Annotated in this window: 14 protein-coding genes and 1 pseudogene; 10 read left to right on the forward strand and 5 right to left on the reverse strand. The window is 69.3% G+C overall.

All coding sequences use genetic code 11. The features are described from left to right. Positions 1–120 precede the first annotated feature (120 nt). Positions 121–678, forward strand: a complete 558-nt coding sequence (locus tag EDC02_RS41930; protein ID WP_233606472.1) for a hypothetical protein — start codon at positions 121–123, stop codon at positions 676–678. Positions 679–732: 54 nt separating this feature from the next. Continuing rightward, on the forward strand, positions 733–1,602 hold the full coding sequence (locus EDC02_RS27625) for a hypothetical protein (RefSeq protein ID WP_123605281.1): 870 nt from the start codon (positions 733–735) through the stop codon (positions 1,600–1,602). Here the strand turns inward: EDC02_RS27625 and EDC02_RS27630 are convergent. Further along, the gene (locus EDC02_RS27630; RefSeq protein ID WP_123605282.1) at positions 1,590–2,183 is read right to left on the reverse strand and encodes an SDR family NAD(P)-dependent oxidoreductase; all 594 of its coding nucleotides are present in this window, start codon (positions 2,181–2,183) and stop codon (positions 1,590–1,592) included. The genes EDC02_RS27625 and EDC02_RS27630 overlap by 13 nt on opposite strands. 120 nt (positions 2,184–2,303) lie before the next feature. Here EDC02_RS27630 and EDC02_RS27635 point away from each other — a divergent pair, with 120 nt between their 5' ends. Continuing rightward, positions 2,304–2,960: a hypothetical protein gene (locus tag EDC02_RS27635; RefSeq protein WP_123605283.1), complete on the forward strand. Its 657-nt coding sequence runs from the start codon at positions 2,304–2,306 to the stop codon at positions 2,958–2,960. 37 nt (positions 2,961–2,997) lie between these two features. On the opposite strand, the gene EDC02_RS27640 is transcribed toward EDC02_RS27635, so the two are convergent. Beyond that, positions 2,998–3,912: an SDR family NAD(P)-dependent oxidoreductase gene (locus EDC02_RS27640; RefSeq protein ID WP_199757934.1), complete on the reverse strand. Its 915-nt coding sequence runs from the start codon at positions 3,910–3,912 to the stop codon at positions 2,998–3,000. Between the two features lie 80 nt (positions 3,913–3,992). Between EDC02_RS27640 and EDC02_RS27645 the strand changes: the two genes are divergently transcribed. Then, complete coding sequence (locus EDC02_RS27645) at positions 3,993–4,607, forward strand: TetR/AcrR family transcriptional regulator (RefSeq protein WP_199757935.1); 615 nt, start codon at positions 3,993–3,995, stop codon at positions 4,605–4,607. 82 nt (positions 4,608–4,689) lie between these two features. Here the strand turns inward: EDC02_RS27645 and EDC02_RS27650 are convergent, their stop codons facing one another. Further along, positions 4,690–5,991, reverse strand: a complete 1,302-nt coding sequence (locus tag EDC02_RS27650; protein WP_123605286.1) for a peptide ligase PGM1-related protein — start codon at positions 5,989–5,991, stop codon at positions 4,690–4,692. Between the two features lie 346 nt (positions 5,992–6,337). Between EDC02_RS27650 and EDC02_RS27660 the strand changes: the two genes are divergently transcribed. The 4 genes from EDC02_RS27660 to EDC02_RS27675 are packed head-to-tail and all read left to right on the forward strand — an operon-like array spanning position 6,338 to position 10,144. Then, positions 6,338–7,228 carry a 2OG-Fe dioxygenase family protein gene (locus EDC02_RS27660; protein WP_199757936.1) on the forward strand — a complete coding sequence of 297 codons (891 nt, stop codon included), beginning with the start codon at positions 6,338–6,340 and terminating at the stop codon, positions 7,226–7,228. A 13-nt stretch (positions 7,229–7,241) separates the two neighbouring features. Beyond that, positions 7,242–7,670 (forward strand): GFA family protein, encoded by a 429-nt coding sequence (locus EDC02_RS27665; protein ID WP_123605289.1) that lies wholly within the window; start codon positions 7,242–7,244, stop codon positions 7,668–7,670. A gap of 12 nt (positions 7,671–7,682) precedes the next feature. Further along, entirely contained in the window at positions 7,683–8,873 is a 1,191-nt protein-coding gene (locus EDC02_RS27670; RefSeq protein WP_233606473.1) for a MalY/PatB family protein, read from the forward strand. A gap of 5 nt (positions 8,874–8,878) precedes the next feature. Next, complete coding sequence (locus tag EDC02_RS27675) at positions 8,879–10,144, forward strand: MFS transporter (protein ID WP_233606682.1); 1,266 nt, start codon at positions 8,879–8,881, stop codon at positions 10,142–10,144. A 34-nt stretch (positions 10,145–10,178) separates the two neighbouring features. Here the strand turns inward: EDC02_RS27675 and EDC02_RS27680 are convergent. Next, positions 10,179–11,792, reverse strand: a pseudogene (locus EDC02_RS27680) (L-lactate permease). A 449-nt stretch (positions 11,793–12,241) separates the two neighbouring features. On the opposite strand from EDC02_RS27680, the gene EDC02_RS27685 reads away from it, so the two are divergent. Beyond that, the gene (locus tag EDC02_RS27685) at positions 12,242–13,429 is read left to right on the forward strand and encodes a hypothetical protein (RefSeq protein ID WP_123605291.1); all 1,188 of its coding nucleotides are present in this window, start codon (positions 12,242–12,244) and stop codon (positions 13,427–13,429) included. Between the two features lie 70 nt (positions 13,430–13,499). Here the strand turns inward: EDC02_RS27685 and EDC02_RS27690 are convergent, their stop codons facing one another. Next, positions 13,500–14,360, reverse strand: a complete 861-nt coding sequence (locus EDC02_RS27690; protein WP_123605292.1) for a helix-turn-helix transcriptional regulator — start codon at positions 14,358–14,360, stop codon at positions 13,500–13,502. 38 nt (positions 14,361–14,398) lie between these two features. On the opposite strand from EDC02_RS27690, the gene EDC02_RS40450 reads away from it, so the two are divergent. Continuing rightward, a complete protein-coding gene (locus EDC02_RS40450) occupies positions 14,399–15,337 on the forward strand; it encodes a S9 family peptidase (RefSeq protein ID WP_158632332.1) in 939 nt (312 codons plus the stop codon). Positions 15,338–15,341 lie beyond the last annotated feature (4 nt).

Consider the following 15,341-nt stretch of genomic DNA (forward strand, 5'->3'; position numbering starts at 1 on the left):
CGAATTGATCAACCCACACTCGCCGGCCAACAATTCCCGCGTGGCTGCAGGTCGCGCTATCTCAGTCACGCGGACTCGATTGTTCCAGCACGGGGAGGATCAATGAAACAAGCAACACGGGTGCTCAGCGCCCTGGCCGCATCCGCCCTCGCCCTCGGAGGCGTTGTTGCCGCGCCGGCACAGGCCGTGGCCGGACCAGCGGAAGCCGCGGTCGCGGTGCCGGGAATCGCACCACCGGACTCCGCCAGCACCGCAATCTATCTGGACAGCGCCGGCCGGGTAATCCCGATGACGACGGCCGCCGGCACGACCGCAGACACGGCGCTGATCGGCTGCACACCAGAAAGCGGCAGGGACAACCCCCACCGATCCGGCACCGGAGTGGCGGTGTCGGGCCACGGCTGGTGGCGGCAAGGAAACTGCAGCAACGACCGGGCGAACGTGTTCAATTGCCTCTACGAGTGGTACACGGACAACAGCTGGCGGCAGAAGGCCTGCTCGTCGACCAGGGAACTACGGCCCTACACCGGAAGCGGCGACCGCACCGTCGCGCGCCACGACTGTGACGACACTCAGTTGACGTCGTGGCGCAATCATGTCGACGTCGACGTGATCGGCGAAATCGACACCGGCGAGTGGCCGTATCGCCAAAACGACGTTGCCTGCCGGGTATACTGACCCTTCCGAAAAGCAGTACCGTCTCAGCTGCCCGGCGACTGGAAAGGAAACAGCATGCCGGAACGCAGCATCAATGCACGGCCGGGCCTGGTGCCGGCGACCCGTCGGGTCGCCGGCACCATGTTCGCCGCTCTCTACGGCAGCCTCCTCACCGGACCCGCAGACGATGTTCCACACGGGACCGGCGGGGAGCTGGACGCCTATTCGCTCTTCTACCACCGGTCACTCGCCATGGGCTGGCTCGACGATTCCTCGGCTGGCGGCGATCGCGACAACGGCATGCTCCGGTCGGGTGGCCTGTGGGCGACGAACGACGCCGGGTGGGAGCACCCGGCCGCCGCACCCAACGCCGACCTGTTGTCCTGGTTCCAGGTCGACGCCAGCGCGGTGGCGGGCGACCGGCCACTGCCGGTGCAGCCGTTCCTGCACTGCGCCAAAGAGGTGACGGCACGGCGGGGTCCGCTCGACCTGTCCGCGGTGCAGCTGCTGCTACCGGTGCACGGGCTCGACCCGGCGTCCCGCCCGCCGTACGCGCCGGTGCCGGCGACCCGGACGATGCCGTGGTTCACCGGCCACGGTCCGGCGGACCGGACGCCGGTCGAGGTCACCGTCAACAGCGGCCGGGAGCCGTCGCTACCCGACGTGGCGGTCCAGCTCACCGAGCTACTCGCCGACCTGGGTCCGGATGTGTTCGGGTACCGGTCACACGACCTCGCGGCCGCCGACGCCACCCCGGCTCCGCTGTTCGACGACAGCTTCTGGAACGGCCCGCCACTGCACGGGGTGGCGCTTCGCGGTGAGCTGGTCGAGTGGTCCTGCGACGCGATCGGGTGGCTGGCCGAGACTGTCGCCGACGCCGTGGCCCGGCTCGGCGTCGGCACGCCGCTGCTGTTCACCGCCGTACGCTCTGGTCAGGTTTTCTGACCGCCGGAGGGGTCTCCGGCGAGGGATGCCTTGACCGCACGGGCCGTCTCGTCGGCGAGCACCTCCCACTCACCCGCTTCAAGACCGTCCAGGGCGGCCTTGACGATCACCGCAGGCTCGTTCTTCGGTACGTCGTAGGAGGCCATCATGTCGGTGTCGACAGCCCCCATCAGCAGGCCGGTGACCTGGGTTGGCCGGGCGGCCAGTTCCAGCCGCACGGCGTTGGTGAGGTTCCACTCGGCGGCCTTCGCCGCCGCGTACCCGCCGGCACCCGGGTAGGCGCTCCAGGACAGCGCCGACGGAACGTTGAGGATCGCGCCGCCGGCCAGCTGTGGCGCGAAGGCCCGGATCATGTGCAACGTTCCCCAGAAGTGGGTGTCCATCTCCCGGCGGATCAAATCGAGGTCACCGCCGACCATGTCGGTGCCGGTGGCGACCCCGGCGTTGTTGATCAGCAGGGTGACGTCACCGGTGGCCCGCGCGGCGGCGGCGACCGAGTCCGGGTCGGTGACATCCAGCGGCAGGACCCGTACGCCGGGCAGGTCGACGGACTCGGGGCGGCGGGCGATGGCGTACGCCATGGTGGTGGACCGTACGCTGACGGTCCCAGAGCTCAAGGAGTTGTGGCGGGCCACCGCGCTGCTCGGACTGCCCGCACACCCAAAGTGAAACAGTCGATAAGGACAGGAACCACTATCGTCGTGACAGTCGACATTCGCCGCCTACTGTTCCTGGTCCTGCCACCGATCCTGCTGGCCGGCTGCACGAGCTCGACCACCGGGCCCAATGCCACGGGGTCGACGTACCAGCCGTACCAGGTGAGCCCGGAGATCTGCAGATCCATCGACTTCGCCGTCGTGGCCGAGGTCTTCGGCGAGAGCGCGATGCCCGACAGCCTCGCCGAAGACCTCGGCCGCGACAACCGTTCGTTCATTTCGATGGAGGACGGTACCGTCCGATGCGGGCAGCTGATGGGTGGCCTGCCGGGCAGGCCGGGAGGCTTCGCGGCCGTTGAGGTCACGCTGTTCGACAGCGAGGAGCAGGCACTCGCGGAGCACTCACCATCACCAGTGTCCGACTGGACGTCCCTGTCGACGTCGCCAACCGGAGACACGCTGCCCGACGGGCCGGCCACGGTCGCTGACGAGATCCGAGTCGCTCAGGACGGCGGCTCCGACAACCCGGACAGCAAACAGACCACGGCGCTCGTCCGGCACGAAGGCCTGGTCATCGTGGCGGACCTTAACGCAATCGGGGGAAACCAGTCGTTGGGCCCTGCCGCTGCACGGCTGCCCGCCGTCGCCGTCGCCCTGGCCGAGGAGGCGTTCGTCGCGGTACGGAGCCAGCAGCCTCGCTAGGTTTCCGGCCCGTCCGGTCGCAGGTGAGTCCGGGCGGTCAGGGCAGGGACAGCAGGTCGGCGCTGTCGGCCCACAGGGCGTCCCGGGCGTCGTCACTGCGCGCCAGGCGGGACGGGGCGGTCCAGGTGAGCTGGTTGCGTACGACGCGGGCGTAGTAGTGCCCGGGTGGGGCGGTGACGGCGCCGAGGGTGAGGTCGGTCAGGGCCGCTGCCACCACCTCCCGGCGGTTGAACCGGGGCATCAGGCGGGTCGCCCGGCTGAGTATCCGCCAGGCCAGCCGCATCGTGGGCGAGGTGTCGCGCAGCAGACCGGTTCCGGGCGTCGGTCCGGGGTCGAACGCCAGGACCCGCCACTGCCCGCTGCGGGCCTCGGGCCGGGCGGCCAGGGCCCGTACGGTCAGCACGTTGCACAGCTTTGACGACGTGTACGCGCGACCGCCGGCCGATCGTGGGTCGGTGTCGCGCTCGGGGTCGGTGTCGGGACGGGCGAGCAGGCGCGCGTCGGCGTGTCGGGGCGGCGTCGGCAGCAGCGTGTCGTGGTCGGGGTCGTGGGTGCCGCTGGTGGTGACGATGACGGTCGCCTTCGGCGCGAGGTTGGGCATCAGCAGCCGGATCAGCAGGTAGTGCGCGAGGTGGTTGACCGCGAAGGTGGTTTCGAAGCCGTCGACGGTGCGCCGGTCACCGGTACGGAAGCTGAGACCGGCGTTGAGCACGAGCGCGTCGATCGGGGTGCCGTCGAGCCGGTCGGTGACGGCCCGGGCGAAGGCACGGACACTGTCCAGCCGCGCAAGGTCCAGGGACAGGGTGTCGGGCCCGTCCGACGCGGTGTCGGGGTCGCCCGACGCGGCGCGGCGGGTGCCGGACAGGACCCGGGTGCCGGGCTGCGCGACCAGGCGCCTCCGGGTGTCCGCGCCGAATCCCGAGGTGCCGCCGGTCATCACGATCGTCTTCACAACCAGGACAATATGAGTGAGCGACTCATGTTGTCAACCGGAGTCTTCGACTCATCTTCTTCCCGCTGGATAATGCCTCCGTGACCTCCTCCTCGTCTTCGCCGCAGCCCAGACGGATGCGGGCCGACGCCCAGCGCAACCGGGCCCGGATCCTCGCCGCCGCCGAACAGGTCTTCGCGGCGGCCGGTCCGTCCGCCTCGACCGAGGAGCTCGCCGAGCTCGCCGGCGTGGCGATCGGCACCGTCTTCCGTCACTTCCCCACGAAGGCCGCTCTCATCGAGGCGGTGTTCATGTCCCGGCTACGGGAGATCACCGCGTACGCGCGGGAGATGGCCGCCGCCGGCGACGTCGGCGCCGGCTTCTTCGCGTTCTTCACCGAGGCCGTCAAACAGTCGACGGTCAAGCATGCCTTCACCGACGCCGTCGACTCCGACGACGAGGCGATGGCCGCGGTACGGGCGGCGATCGCCTCAGCCGGCGCGGACCTGCGCGACGCGATGGGGGACCTGCTGACCAGGGCGCAGCAGTCCGGAGCCGTACGCCCGGACATCGCCCCAGCCGAGTTGGTCGGGCTGATGATCGGCACCTCGCGGGCGCTGGAGCAGGTCGGCCCCGATCAGCAAGGCCAGCAACGAATCCTCGCCGTCCTGCACGACGGACTCACGCCCCGGCCGCGTCCAGCGTCGTCCACATAGTGTCGACGAAATCACCGCAGCGCTGGACGAACCACAGCCGGACCACACCCTGCCGGACCTGCTCGGAGCCGCTCAGGGTCGCTCAGAGCTTGCTCAGCATGCTGGTCAGCTGCTCCTCGGTGCGGGACGTGTCCGCCCAGCTACGGCCGACCACCACGTACTCGACCGTGCCCGTCTCCTCGGTGGTGTCGTTGTAGATGACCACGCCGTGGTCCGATCCCCGGGTGAACAGCAGTCCCTGCTCGGTCAGGGCCTTCACCAGGATGTCGCACCCGGGCGCGGGCACGTCGATCCGCGAGGCGAGGACGTGATGGTCAAGGTAGTCCTGACCGAGCAGTCGACGCCCGATCATGTCGATGCCGGTGGTACCGCCGACCCGCCCGTTGAACTCGTTGAACAGCAGCTCGCCCGACCTGGTGACGATCGCGTCGATGTTCATCGGCCCGTAGTAGCCGAGCTGCTGGGCGACGATCGCGACCTGCTGCATGTACGCACCCAGATGCGCGTGCAGTCTGGGGGTGAGGTTCTGCGGCGGGTAGACGCTGCCCTTCCACGTCTCGGCCATTCGTAGGTCGCTGTAGCTCATCAACGTCGGCGCACCGGTGCGCGGCACGGTCATATCGGCGGACAGCTCACGGGCCGACTCGTGGTAGACCTCGATGACGTTGCGCGCCGGGCTTGCGCCGGCCGGCAGGTCGGGCAGGACCGTCAGGCCGAACGGATCGAGCGCCGACGCGACCGTCGCAGGATCGGTCGCGGCCAGGTGGACCACGTAGTGGGCACCGGCCTGCTTGCCTCCCTCGACCGTGGTCAGCAGGATGTTGCCATCCCCGCCGGCGTTCACGTCCTGCTTGACGATGACGGCCCCGGTCCGGGCGAGCAGTTCGGACACCCCGTCGACCAGCTCCGGTCCACGATCCACCACACGCCCCTCCGCGACCGGGATCCCGCACGCTGTCGCCATCGAGCGAAAGACCGACTTGGAGTTGACCAGTTCAGCGGTCCCTTGCGCGAAGCGCACGGAATCCTCCGCGCCGATGCCGAGCAGACGCTCCCAGGAGGCGATGTCCCGGTCGTGAATGTAGCACTCCAGACGCCACGGGTTCGCGCCGTCGCCGCGTGCCGCCACGAGGCCGCGCAGGGCCTCGGCGAGCTGGGGTCGCTCGCCGGGGTACCAGGCACCGCCGGGGTAGTCACGCAGGGAGAGCACGGTGGGGGGCGACGCGAGGCCGAGCAGATCGGCGACGTACGCCAGCCACGCGTCACTGACCTTGCCCGGAAGAACAGCTACGTCACCCTCGTCCATCGACCACAGCATCCGGTTGGCGAGGAAGCGGTAGGAGTCCTTCGCGTCGTCCGGGACGTCATCCGGCCGAGCTGCCATCGCACGGCTGGTTGAATTGGCGAACATCAACTTTGGCAACGGTCGTCCTCTCGGCTTGACGTGGTGTCCCCGAGCAGGGCGCTTACCACGTTGTTGTCAAATCTCGAAACGGCAATAGGTGAGGCTGACGAGCGCCCTCGGCCGTGTACACGGTTCCGCGACTAACGGAAGATGTCTTCTTCCATGTTGCTCTCATGTCCCGACTACCGCCGGTAACCCATCACCCTTCGTAAGGGCAATTCGGAAGAAGCGATGGTCCACCACCCGCACCATGATGTGGACCTCAGAGCGCTTGCTGTCAAGGTCATTGCAGGGAGTGGAGAAGGCTGTGAAATACGATTCCGCCATGTCCGACGTCATGGATGTAAGATCCGAGTACATCCGCGCCCGATGGGCGTTCATCGACGGGCCGAGAATGGTATCGCTGCTGCGATATCTCGGTGCGACAGACGAAGATTTCGAGCAGCTGAAGCTGGTCAGCGAGCAGTTGGAGTCGGACCCCACCCTGCCTTTCCGCAAAAGCAGGAACGGGCGGATCTGCCTGGACCCGCAGACGCGGCGCGGATACCGACTGGAGGCGCAGCCCTTCGTTCTCTCCCGCGAGGAGGACTTCGTCCGGCACGACTCGGAGACGCTGCGAACGTTCGACGAGGTGCAGGACGACCTGCAGCTGAACACCGCGCTGCAGGCGATGCTGGTCTTCAAGTTCCTGGTCGTCCACGGCGTCGACGTGGCGCACCGGCCCCGGCTGGACTACGACCGCGCCGAGTGGATCTGCACCCTGTTCAACCTGCGGACCGTCACGACCACCGGCCTGCTGGGCGAACCCGCGCTGGAGGGCGTGCACTCCGACGGGGTGGATCACACCATGACCACGTTCCTGTCCGCGCGGAACATGACCGCCGACAGCGCGGAGACCTTCCTGCACGACATGCGGGAGGTCAACGGCCGCCGCTGGCACGAGACGGATCCCACGTTGCTCAAGGGCAGGGCGCGACACGGTGACTTCCTGGACACCTTGATGGTCGTCGATCACGAGTACAAGCACAGCGTCTCGCCGGTCTACCCGATCGACGACACCGAGCCGGCCATCCGGGACATGCTCATCTTCTTCACCAGGAAACCCACCGAGAAGGGGCACGTCTCGTTCCGGTACGACTCGGTCGCCCCGCACCGCGCGCTGCCCATGTCGTTCGGCCTGCCCGCCGACCTCCCCGCGCTCGCCACCGCCAACTGATCGGAGTGACGCCATGACCGAAGCGGCGCCGGAAACGACCGAGACCATCGAACGCGTTTGGTACGACGGCAGTTGCCACTGCGGCGGGGTGGTATTTTCCGCAGCGGCCAGTCGAAGCCTGACCATCACCCTGTGCAACTGCGGCATCTGCCACCGGCACGGCCATCAGGAGTTGATGACCCCGGAGGCGCGGTTCAAGCTGCACCAGGGACAGGAGTTCCTCAAGCCGTACCGGTTCGGAAACCGCATCGCGGACCACACGTTCTGCGCGGTCTGCGGCGTGCTGCCGTTCTACCGGCCCCGGTCGCACCCCACCGGCTATTTCAGCGTCAACGCGCGGTGCCTCGACCTCTCCCCCGCCGAGCACATCGAGTTCGTGGAGTTCGACGGGCAAAACTGGGAAGCGAGCATCGCTGCCGGCAAACACGTGCTGACGGAGTAGGTGACATCCCAGGTGTGGACAGGTTCCGACGTCGTCACGGTCGACTCGTTGCGCGAGCGTGGTGGGCTGAAATGGGCCACCGCCGGCCCGGGAAAGCTGGCGGCGTGTGTGGCCGAGATGGACTTCGGGACCGCTCCCGAGATCGCGGACGCGTTGCACGACGCGGTCGACCGGAGTCAGGTCGGCTACCTGACGCCGCAGCTGACGGCACAGCTGGCCGAGGCGTGTGCCACCTGGCAGCACGACAGGTACGGATGGGATCTGTCGCCGGCGGACGTGCGGCCGCTGCCGGACGTCATCCGTGCCCTACACGTCGCCATCGACTGCTTCTCCCGGCCCGGCTCGGCCGTCATCGTGCCGGTGCCCGCGTACCCGCCGTTCCTGGCCGTACCCCGGCTGCTCGGTCGACGCGTCATCCAGGTCGAGATGGTGGCGTCCGGGGGCCGCTACGGCTACGACCTGGACGCGCTCGACCGCGCCTTCGCGGCGGGCGGGAACCTGCTCGTCCTCTGCAACCCCAACAACCCCCTCGGCGCGGTCATGGAGCCCGGTGAGCTGTTGGCCGTCGCGGAGGTCGTCGAACGGCACGGTGGCCGGGTGTTCAGCGACGAGGTCCACGCGCCGCTCGTGCATCCCGGGCACCGGCATGTCCCGTATGCCACCAGCTGCGACGCGGCGGCCGGGCACACGGTGACGGCCACGTCGACGTCGAAGGCGTGGAACGTGGCCGGTCTGAAGTGCGCCCAGCTGCTGACCAGCAACGACGCCGACCGCAAGCGGTGGAGTGAGCTCGGACGGCTGCACACCGACGGCACCGCCACCCTGGGCGTGCTGGCCGCCACGGCCGCGTACCGCACCGGTGGGCCATGGCTCGACACGGTGCTCGGCCGACTCGACCGCAACCGTCACCTGCTGGCCGAGCTGATCGGCGCACACCTGCCGACGGCCCGCTACACCCCGCCCGAAGGCACCTACCTGGGCTGGCTCGACCTGCGCGACTACCCGCCGGCCGCAGACCTCGCCGACCGCGCGCGGGTGACCGTGATGGACGGTTCCGAGTTCGGCCCGTCGGGCGCGGGGTTCGTCAGACTCAACTTCGCCACCACCCCCGCTGTTCTCGCCGAGATCGTGCGGCGGCTGGCCGACGCCGCCGCAAGAGCGGGCTCAACTCGGTCGACGACATCCCGGAGGTTGGTCCCTTGACGACAGTGGATGCGCCCGAGCGGGTACGGCCAGCCGACGACCTGCTGCGCTCCCATCGCGGTTTCCGTCTGCTGCTCGCTTCCGATGTGGTCAGCCGCACCGGTGGCCACGTCGCACTCGTCGCCCTGCCGCTGCTCGCGGTGCTCGTGCTGGATGCCTCCGCCCAGCAGGTGGGGCTCCTGGTGGCGGCGAGCACGCTCGCCTTCCTCGTCGTAGCGCTGCCGGCCGGGGTCTGGGTGGACCGGCTACGGCAGCGGTCGGTGCTGGTGGCCGCCGACCTGGTCCGCGCGCTGGTGCTGCTGTCGGTGCCGGTGACAGCGGCGTTCGGGGCGCTGAGCCTGGAGCAGCTGTACGTGGTCGCCCTGGTGATCGGGGTCGGCAACGTCTTCTTCGACGTGGCGCAGCAGGGCTACGTCACGTACCTGGTGGGCAAGGACCGGCTGCTGGCCGGCTTCAGCAAACTGGAGGTGGCCGGCAACGGCAGTCAACTGGCCGGGCCGCCCCTGGGCGGAGCGCTGGTCCAGGTCATCACCGCCTCGGGCGCGCTGGCGTTCAACGCGGTCTGCCACCTGGCCTCCGCCTGGCTGCTCGCCCGGATCCGGCCACGGGAGCCGCAGGTCCACCGGCCCGGTGGGCGGCCACGACTGGGCCGGGAGCTCACCATCGGGGTGCGGTACGTCGCCGGTCAACCGATCCTCCGGCTGGTCGTGCTGCACGGCATGATCGCCCTGCTGTTCGAGTACGCGCTGCTCACCGTCCAGCCGTTGCTGCTGGTGAACACCCTCGGCCTGTCGCCGGCGGCGTACGGCCTGGTGACCGGGGCCGTCGCGGTCGGCGGGGTGGTCGGCAGCGTGTTCGCCAACCGCTTCGTCGCGACGTTCGGCATCGCCCGTACGCTGTGGCTGCCGTTCGCCGTGACGTTCCCGCTGCTGCTGCTCATGCCGCTGGTGGGTCAGGGCTGGCTGGTGGCGCTCTACCCGATCGGGTACGCCGCCTACATCGGTGGCAGCGCCATCCAGAACGTCGCGCAGATCACCTACCGTCAGGCCATCTGCCCGCCGGAACTGCACGGGCGGATGAACTCCGCCATGCGGTTCCTGATGTGGGGCATGATGCCGGTCGGCGGGTTGTTCGGCGGCTTCCTGGTCCAGGCCGTCGGGGAACGGACCGCGCTGTGGGTGTGCGCCGTCGGGATGTTGGCCAGCCTGCTGCCGATGCTCGGCCGGCCGGTGCTCAGGCTGCCCCACGACGCCGGGATCGGTCAGCAATGATCGCGCAGTGGGCCCGGCGTCCGGGACCATGCCGCTACGGCACCATCCAGCTGAGCACCGGGGTCGTCTGCAAGCCGACCAGCAACGCCATCGCGCAGATCAACAGCACGCTCCAGCCGAACATCCGGCGGAACAGATCACCCTCCCGGCCGCTGAGCCCGACCGCGCTCGCCGCGATCGTCAGATTCTGCAACGAGATCATCTTGCCGATCACGCCGCCGGAGGCGTTGGCGGCGGCCAGCAGCACCGGGTCCAGGCCGGCGCGCTGCGCGGCGGTGACCTGGAGCGCGCCGAACAGCGAGTTGGACGACGTGTCCGAGCCGGTGAGCGCCACGCCCAGCCAGCCGAGGACCGGCGAGAGCAGCGCGAACAGGCCGCCGGCGCCGGCCATCCAGGTGCCGAGCGTCGCGGTCTGCCCGCTGCCGTTCATCACGAACGCCAGTGCCAGCAACCCACAGACGGTGAGGATCGCCCAACGCAGCGACGCCAATGTCTGCCCGTACGCGACGAGCGCGACGCGCGGGGTGACCCGCAGGATCGCCATCGTGATCAGACCGGCCAGCACCAGCAGGGTGCCGGTCGAGGAGAGCCAGTTGAACCGGAAGACCGGCAACGACGACGGCTCGCCGGACACGTTCAGCAGGTGCAGACCCGGCCAGTCGAACAGCACGGTGACCGAGTTGAGCGCGCCTGCGACCGCCGGCACCTGCGACAGGCCGAAGATCGCCACAATCACCAGGTACGGGGCGTACGCCCGCCAGACCTCGACCGGCGCATCCGGCCGCTCCACGACGTCTTCTGCGGACCCGGAGTCGGCCGCCTGGTCGTCGTCACGCCGCGGCGGCCACACCCGCGCGACCACGGCCACGACCACGGCGCTGACCAGCCCGGCGACGATGTCGGCCAAAGCCACCGAGAAGAAGTTCGAGGTGAGGAACTGAGCCAGCGCGAACGACATTCCGCAGGCGAGCGCCACGTACCAGGTTCTGCGCAGCGCTCGGCGACCGCCGACCATTCCGACGACCAGCATCGGTATCAGCAGCGCGATCACCGGGACCTGACGCCCGGCCATCGCCCCGAGTTCGTCCGCTGGCAGGTCGGTGACCCCGGCCAGCGTGGTGATCGGCAGGCCGAGCGGCCCGAACGCGGCCGGCACGGTGTTGGCCACCAACGCCACGGTGGCCGCCTTCATCGGGCCGAAGCCCAGCGCCAGCAGCATCACCGTGGTGATCGCGACCGGGGTGCCCTGTCCGGCCAGCCCTTCCAGCACCGATCCGAAGCAGAACGCGATCACCATCGCCTGCACCCGCTAGTCGTCGCTGACCCGGGCGAATGAACGCCGGAGCACATCGAAGTGTCCGCTCGTCACGGTCATCCGGTAGATCCAGATCGCGGTGCCGAACGTCCACACGAGCGGGAACAGCGCGAACGTCGCTCCCTGGCTCGCGGTCAGCAGCGCCTGCCCGGTCGGCATCGAGTACGCCACGATCGACACCAGCAGGGCGACGGCGAGCGCACCGAGCGCGGCCAACCAGGCCGGTACCCGGAACACGCCGAGCAGCAGGAACAGGGTGACGATCGGCAGTGCGGCGACGAGGGCGCTCAGCGCCAGCGAGTCGGCGAGGGGATCCAGGATCGGCTGGTACACGCGTACCTCCGGGAAGCAACACGTCGCCCGGCTCGGTGCCGTACGCGAAGTTCGCTCATCTTCCCCAGTCGATCATGTCGAGTCTTCGCAGAAATTGCGCAGTTGCCCCGGGGTGCCTTCGCTTGACCCTGACGCGCAGGTCAAGGTCTACGGTCTGCCGTCAGCATCCCTGCTGCCGCCAGCATCCTTGCGAAGGAGCGCGTTGTGCCCTCGACACCCTCGACGCACCGGGAGGTGCGGCTCGCCGCCGTCCCGGACGGTTCGGCGGCGGTGAGTCAGACCTGGCGACTGCCTAGATTCGCCGGTCGCGACTGGTCAACGGCCTGCACGAATTGGCAGGATTTCCCACTGGTGCCTTGTTTGCGCCGGGCACCGTGGCCTGGCCCCGGTGCGCCGCGTCCGGATTCCGGACGACCCGTACCTTGTCGCTGGTCCGTCAGGAGATGTCAATGTCGCAGGGTAATCCGGTCGACCCGTGGGCGGATGTCGATCCGGCAGTCGTCGTCACCGGCGCCCCGACGGGTGAGCGCAGCGGCGATGTCGGCATCGACAGTGCCGCGACCACGGGCGCCGGCGGGGTGTCGCGGCCCGGCCCGGGCGACAACGTGCCGCCGACCCGACCTCGGCGGCCGGCGCTGCTGCTCGGCACGGTCGCCGTGGTGCTGACGATCGCTACGGCCGTGGCCTTCGCGAACCGGTCCGACGAGATCGAGACGCCGGGGGCGGTGGCGCTGACCGGCGAGCCGGCGGCGTCACCGGCAGGCCCGGACCGGCAGGCCGACGCCGCGACGGCGTCGCCCGCCGTCTCGGCGCAACCCGCCACCGGCGCGGTCCGGACCGGCGCGTTCGTCGGCGCGACCAGGATCGGCACCCAGCTCAACGCGAACACGACCATGTACCCAGGCGAGTACATCCTCTCCCCCGACGGCCGGTTCGGCCTGCTGATGCAGACCGACGGCAACCTCGTCGCCTACGGTCCGTCGCCCTGCGGGGCGCCCCGACCCGACATCTGCCAAGGCCCGTACGACTGGTGGGCCAGCAACACCGATGGCCAGCCCGGCAGCCGGGTCGTCATGCAGGGCGACGGCAACCTCGTCATCTACCGCCCCGACGGGGGCGTCGCCTGGGCATCGAACACCAAGGATTCCGACGCGACCAGGGTGATGGTCACCAACCAGGGCCACTTCCATCTGACCCGCAGGGACGGCTCGACGGTGATGATGCTGGCGGGCCTGTCCGAACAGAACAGCACCCTGTCGTACGCCGGCACCATGCCGGCCGGCTACCGGCTCACCGCCCTGCGGTACCTGTCCTCGCCGAACGAGGTCTACCACCTGATGCAGCAGCAGGACGGCAACCTGGTCCTGTACGGGCCCGGCAACAGCGTGCTCTGGTCGTCCGGCACACACCAGATCGTGGTCGGCGGCAGGAGCGTGTGGGAGACCAGGATGCAGCCCGACGGCAACCTCGTCGTCTACGACAGCTCAGCCGCTGACGCGGCGGCGGTGTGGGCGTCGAATTCCGTCGGAGCTGGCCCCAGCCCGGAGTTGGTGCTGCGCGACGACGGGAACCTGGTGCTGCGGTCCGGGTCCACCCGGCAGGTCTTCTGGCAGACCGGCACCGGCGGCCAACCGTAGCGGGCACCGGTCAGGATCGAGCGGCTGTAGCGGGCACCCGCTCAGGACCGGCCGGTCCGCGCCAGATTCGTTACCTCGGGCGGTCGACGACAACGACATCGCGCGGCGCGTCGACGCGGTCGGTGGACGCGGTGGCCGCGTGGCTGGCGAGCAGGGTGAGCGCATCAGCGTCGCTCGTTCCAGGTGCCGCGTGGTAGACGGTGAGCGTCTGTCCAGCCTTCCCGTTGACCTGGAACGTCTCGAAGTTCACGGCGAACTCCCCCACGACCGGATGCGCGAACCTCTTGCGGCCGGCGGACTTGACGCGGACGTCGTGCCGGGCCCAGAGCCGGACGAAGTCCGGGCTCTTGAGCGTCAGCTCGCCCATCAGGGCCGCGAGGCGCGGGCTACCGGGGTCGGCGTCGGCCCGCAGCCACGCCACGCCTTGACGTGCCTGCTCCTCCCAGTCGGGGAAGAGCGCCCGTTCGGCGGGGTCGAGAAAAAGTAGTCTCACGAGATTCCGGTCGCGTGTCAGGCTCGGATGGATCGCCAACGCCAGGCCGGTGCAGGCGAGCACATCGCCGTACCGGTTCTGCACGATCGCCGGTGTGTCGTGCCAGCGTTGCAGCAGCGCGATGAGGCCGGGACCGACGTGGTCGGATTCCGAGGCCCGGTGCTGCGGTCGGGCGAGTTGGTGCAGATGCGCGAGGGCGTCAGCGTCCAGGCCGAAGACCCGCCCCAGGGCGTTGATCACCTCGGCCGACGGGTGCCGTTCGCGGCCCTGCTCCAGGCGTACGTAGTAGTCGGTGCTCATGCCGGCGAGCACCGCCACCTCGTCGCGCCGCAGGCCCGGCACCCGACGACGGCCGCCAGCCGGCAGACCGAGGCCGCCGGGCGCGGTGTGCTCCCGACGGGCGCGCAGAAAGTCGCCGAGCGGGTTGTCGTTGCGCATTTCCCCAGCGTAGGTGCGGTGACCGCAGGAGAGGGTAGGTGTGGAACTCCTACGGTCGGGGTGACCATGAATCGGTCGGCCTTCCTGCACCTGCCAGCAGCGCGGAGAGTCGTCGTCATGACGGACACCGACGCACCGACCACTCCGACCGCTCCGACCGCCCCACGGCGGAGCAGATCGAGCAGTTCATCGGCGGCTACGCCGCTGCCTTCGGCACCACCCTGCGGTCGCCGGTCTGGCACAGCCCGACCGAGGCCGGACTCGACTTTCAGGAGGTCACGTTCCCGTCGAAGGACGGCGTGCCGCTGGAGGGCTGGTACATCCCCGCCGCAGGCTCGGACAAGCTGATCATCGCCAACCACCCCCTGTGGTTCAGCCGTTCCGGCCTGCCCGCGCACCTTGAGCCGTGGAAATCGATGTGGGCGGCGACCGGAAACGACAACGAGGTCGACTTCATCCCGGACTACAAGATCCTGCATGACGCCGGGTACAACGTGCTCGCGTACGACCTGCGCAACCTCGGACAGAGCGGTGCGGCCAACGGCGGCGTCATCTCCGCCGGTGTCTACGAGGCCCGCGACGTGCTGGGCTCGCTGGCGTACGTCCGCAGCCGAGCGGACCTGACGCACATGGCCATCGGGCTGTTCAGCCGGTGCATGGGCGCGAACGCCACGATCTTCGCGATGCAGGCTGAACCGGCAGCGTTCGAGGGCGTCCGGGCCATGGTCGCGCCGCAGCCGCTGTCGCCACGGGTCACCATGGAGCAGTCGCTGGCCGCAGCCGGCATTCCGGCTCGGTACATCGACGAGTTGGAACAGCGGGTCCGGGTCCACACCGGGTTCCGGCTCGACGAGATGTCGCCGGTCCAGGCCGCTCGTAGCGTCACCGTTCCGACGCTGCTCTACCAGGTACGCGACGACGTACTCACCCGGCCGGACGACGTCATCCTCGGCTGGTTCGACCGCTACCTGAGCTGACCGC

Source organism: Micromonospora sp. Llam0, assembly GCF_003751085.1.
Taxonomy (GTDB): Bacteria; Actinomycetota; Actinomycetes; order Mycobacteriales; family Micromonosporaceae; genus Micromonospora_E.

What these genes read in the sequence shown, in the direction of transcription:
- EDC02_RS27625 (WP_123605281.1), top strand. Translation starts at nt 733, where the DNA reads ATGCCGGAACGCAGCATCAATGCACGGCCGGGCCTGGTGCCGGCGACC.
- EDC02_RS27630 (WP_123605282.1), bottom strand. Translation starts at nt 2,183, where the DNA reads ATGGCGTACGCCATCGCCCGCCGCCCCGAGTCCGTCGACCTGCCCGGC.
- EDC02_RS27650 (WP_123605286.1), bottom strand. Translation starts at nt 5,991, where the DNA reads ATGGCAGCTCGGCCGGATGACGTCCCGGACGACGCGAAGGACTCCTAC.
- EDC02_RS27660 (WP_199757936.1), top strand. Translation starts at nt 6,338, where the DNA reads ATGTCCGACGTCATGGATGTAAGATCCGAGTACATCCGCGCCCGATGG.
- EDC02_RS27665 (WP_123605289.1), top strand. Translation starts at nt 7,242, where the DNA reads ATGACCGAAGCGGCGCCGGAAACGACCGAGACCATCGAACGCGTTTGG.
- EDC02_RS27685 (WP_123605291.1), top strand. Translation starts at nt 12,242, where the DNA reads ATGTCGCAGGGTAATCCGGTCGACCCGTGGGCGGATGTCGATCCGGCA.
- EDC02_RS27690 (WP_123605292.1), bottom strand. Translation starts at nt 14,360, where the DNA reads ATGCGCAACGACAACCCGCTCGGCGACTTTCTGCGCGCCCGTCGGGAG.